This window comes from Ferrovum sp. (assembly GCF_027317285.1).
GTDB lineage: Bacteria > Pseudomonadota > Gammaproteobacteria > Burkholderiales > Ferrovaceae > Ferrovum.
Genome location: NZ_DAHVHV010000097.1, coordinates 1 through 3,292 on the forward strand (window position 1 = coordinate 1; position 3,292 = coordinate 3,292).

At 46.8% G+C, this 3,292-nt stretch carries 3 protein-coding genes and 1 pseudogene; 1 reads left to right on the forward strand and 3 read right to left on the reverse strand.

Features of this window, described 5'->3' with window-relative positions; all coding sequences use genetic code 11:
* Together M6F29_RS11510 and M6F29_RS11515 are read right to left on the reverse strand one after the other, a co-directional pair.
* Positions 1 to 679 (reverse strand): phospholipase D family protein (locus M6F29_RS11510; RefSeq protein WP_298160000.1); only part of this gene is annotated, 679 nt, incomplete at its 3' end.
* 46 nt (positions 680 to 725) lie between these two features.
* A pseudogene (locus M6F29_RS11515) lies at positions 726 to 934 on the reverse strand (IS1634 family transposase); the annotation flags it as partial.
* A 173-nt stretch (positions 935 to 1,107) separates the two neighbouring features.
* On the opposite strand from M6F29_RS11515, the gene M6F29_RS11520 reads away from it, so the two are divergent.
* Positions 1,108 to 2,007: a hypothetical protein gene (locus M6F29_RS11520; protein WP_298160003.1), complete on the forward strand. Its 900-nt coding sequence runs from the start codon at positions 1,108 to 1,110 to the stop codon at positions 2,005 to 2,007.
* 119 nt (positions 2,008 to 2,126) lie between these two features.
* On the opposite strand, the gene M6F29_RS11525 is transcribed toward M6F29_RS11520, so the two are convergent.
* Positions 2,127 to 2,885 (reverse strand): hypothetical protein, encoded by a 759-nt coding sequence (locus M6F29_RS11525; RefSeq protein WP_298160006.1) that lies wholly within the window; start codon positions 2,883 to 2,885, stop codon positions 2,127 to 2,129.
* Between the last annotated feature and the right edge of the window lie 407 nt (positions 2,886 to 3,292).

Consider the following 3,292-nt stretch of genomic DNA (forward strand, 5'->3'; position numbering starts at 1 on the left):
CCTTTCGGGGTGAGGATGAATTATGATGCTCAATCAACTTGTCGAGGGGATTCTCCGCGATAGCGGCTTCGTTCAACTCATTCGAATCCGTTGTTTTAAGCCCAGCCTCATCCCAACCAGATGTCTCTTCTTCTTCGTGGTTAAGTCCATCAGTTGAAAAATTAGCAGATCCAACTACCACACCAGCATCCCCAAGGATCACTTTTGCATGAAGCGAAGTAATGTGTTTAATTTCTACTTTGTCACAGGAAATAAGCGTTTGTATCGGGGCTGGGTTCGTCCCCCCACTCAGCAGATTGCAAATTATCCGAATTGTTTTCCCTTTATTCGCAGCGCCACATATCACTTTATCTGCACCTTGACCCCAAAAGGCGATTGCAATGTCAATGTTAGTGCTTCCATCGATAAGCGCTAAAACTTCCTTTTTGTATTTCGTTGAGTCTATGAACATGCTGGCCTCTTGTGTCTGTTGGCTAATAATTATAAGCATATGCCCCGGCTCCATAGCATAGCATGGTCCGGCATCATTTGATTTTTTATCAGTGGATGTAGGCAGGAGTGAGCTCAGGGCAGAACTCATGCCGTATAGTGCCAAGCCAGCCGTACCTCCAACCAGGGTGCCGCTGACACGGATGTATTGAAGATCCTTGCCTACATTGACCTCCATCTCGCGCACCATCTTGGTCTCATCCAATCTTTGATCGTTTGTGCGATGTGCTCGGTCACACCAGGTGCAAATGAGTCACGGATTCCGATCGACACTTGGCACGATGGCCATTTCCAGCCAGCGGTGAATTCCCAGTTTGGACTTCGGGTCACACAGACTATTAAAGACCATGACGCGCAACAGAGCCTCGGCATCAAACTGACGGCGGGGGCGCAATATACGGCGAAAAGCATCCGAGAATCCCAGTTCATCCCAGAGGGCCGTGAGGCAGCAAAGGAATAGCGGCAGCAATTTAATTGTGCTGAGGAAGTTTCTCGCTGGTGACAGAATTTACACCCCCACCTTTCCTGAAACTGTCATGGACCTCTTGCGACACATTTCATCGCGAATAGTGGATATTCTACCCCCTGTGAATATTCTCACCGAACGACGAGGTTGATATGTCACCAGAACTGGAGCAAAGGCTGTACTCTGAATTCCCCCTCCTTTACAGAATGAGACATCTGGAAAACCCAGATATGTGTAGCGGTTGGAAGGGCATCCGCTGCAACGACGGTTGGTTTGACTTGATACGAACACTCTCACGGGAAATTGTGGATTATTCCCATCAACATCATCTTGACCCCATGGTGGTCGAAGTGCTGAGACGTGGCGGTGCACTACGCATGGTTCTGGATGATGGCGCAGATGATCATATCCGTAAACTCTGTCGTGAGGCTTTGGAAAAATCCTGCAGGATTTGCGAGATCTGCGGTGAATCTGGGGAGTTTGTACCAGACCAGCCTTACAACATACGAGTTTGTTGCTCGAAACATGCTGTTGAGAAAGACGATAGTCCTCTGACTGAAGAGGAGGTTTCGAGATTACGTCGTTTCAACCAAAAAATGTTTGAACTGCAACGAGAGATTGTTGATGAAGGACATCGGCATGTCAAAGTTCTTTCCGGTAGGGTTGCTGATCCGCTGGATCCCCTCGATGATTTTGAAATAGAGGCCAAGGTAACATTCTGCCTTCGGGAAGATGATTCAGAATTCAGAGAAGATGACGACAATATCCTAACCGGCAGGAAATACTACATACCCAAGGATTCTGCGGAAGAAAGTCACTTTTATAGCGCAGCCGATTGGGGAATAAGCGCAATGCATGTCGGCATTGAAAACCACTGCTACATTTTCCACGATCTGTACGACCATTCATGGGGGCCTGGACGGCAGCAATTGTCGTTCAGAGACATCTTGCGTATCGGTCAGATATGGATAGATATCGAGATTCAAGCGCAGATATTTCGCGACGCAGGTGGAAATGTAGATTTCCAAAGTTTACCCAGTCTCAAAGATTGAATAATTCAATCGGCCAACAATGAGCCGAATTCGTTGTAGCCCAGTGCCCCCGTCCAATTCCTTCCGGCTTCTGTGGAAGCATTCCCGATCGGTAGATCCCAGAAATACTCCAATCATCCCTAAATGTCCACATAACCACGATGGCATCTTGAACACTGATAATGCTGATCACGATGCCAGGAAAGCATACCGGTCGGCAACTGGAATGTTGCAATGATTTTTTTTGAGTCGGTGTCTGTTATGCAACGATCCGCATATAGCTTAAACCCTAAAATGTCCTTGAAATATACTACTCGGCCCCGTGGATAGTAGTCGTAGGGGTGACTTTTGAATAATCGCTCCGCTGAGGTTTTGGGTACAAGTGCCTCCCAGAAATCTGCATGGGCACTGAAGCCAACCGTATCGCCATAGGGTTCTCCTTGATCCAGGGGAACAGCATCAAAAATGATGTCGCCATTCACTACAAAAAATATGCCGACTTTTGATGATTTCTGTGCCGCACTGATCTCGGCCTTTTCCTTCTTGTTTTGTCTGGCGTGATTGGCACAACGCACCCCAATCGTTATTCCCCTTAAATTCATGTCCGGTTCACCCGGTGCGCCACAAATCTCACAGATTTCTGCCGTCCTTTTTTCAGCTTCTTCCACAATTGCATCGGCCTGATGAGAAAATCCATCGCCAGTGACTCGCAAATACCCCCATTTCATCTTGAGTTGTGTGATGCGCATGGCGGGCGTATTCCCCTGTTCATTGGCTAGGCGTTCCAACATTTCAATGACCGGCGCATGCCAACCCTTGTTGATATCCAGATAGATCTCAACTCTGGAATGCTGATCAAAAAGAGTATGAAACCGTTCGCGTAATGCGGCGTTATTCATGATTCCTCGCTCAAAGGGGTTGTGTCGGTCAACAAGGCTTCACCATCCATTTCAAACTACAAATTTTCCTTCAAGGGCTTGTTACAGGGGTATTAACTTTGATGGTGCCTGATCATCAGAAGGGATTCTACCCACCCATACGACGATATGTGTCGCATAGAATGTTTAGATCATTGGAAATTCAATGCAGGTGAAACACTGTCGTGCAGTCAAAAGCATCCGTTCCTCAGAAGGACTCATGGCACGAGATCGAATTTATGGTGCGACATATTTTGTCGTCAGTAACCGGATAATGATCCCAACACCAAAAGGAAATTATCATGACTATGCCCTGAATCCGTGTTCCAAACCCTTAAAAACATATACAACCGTTTGAATTGATGAGATAATTAGTCATATTCATTCTT

Coding starts and splice junctions, on each gene's coding strand:
- M6F29_RS11525 (WP_298160006.1), bottom strand. CDS start 2,885: ATGAATAACGCCGCATTACGCGAACGGTTTCATACTCTTTTTGATCAG.
- M6F29_RS11520 (WP_298160003.1), top strand. CDS start 1,108: ATGTCACCAGAACTGGAGCAAAGGCTGTACTCTGAATTCCCCCTCCTT.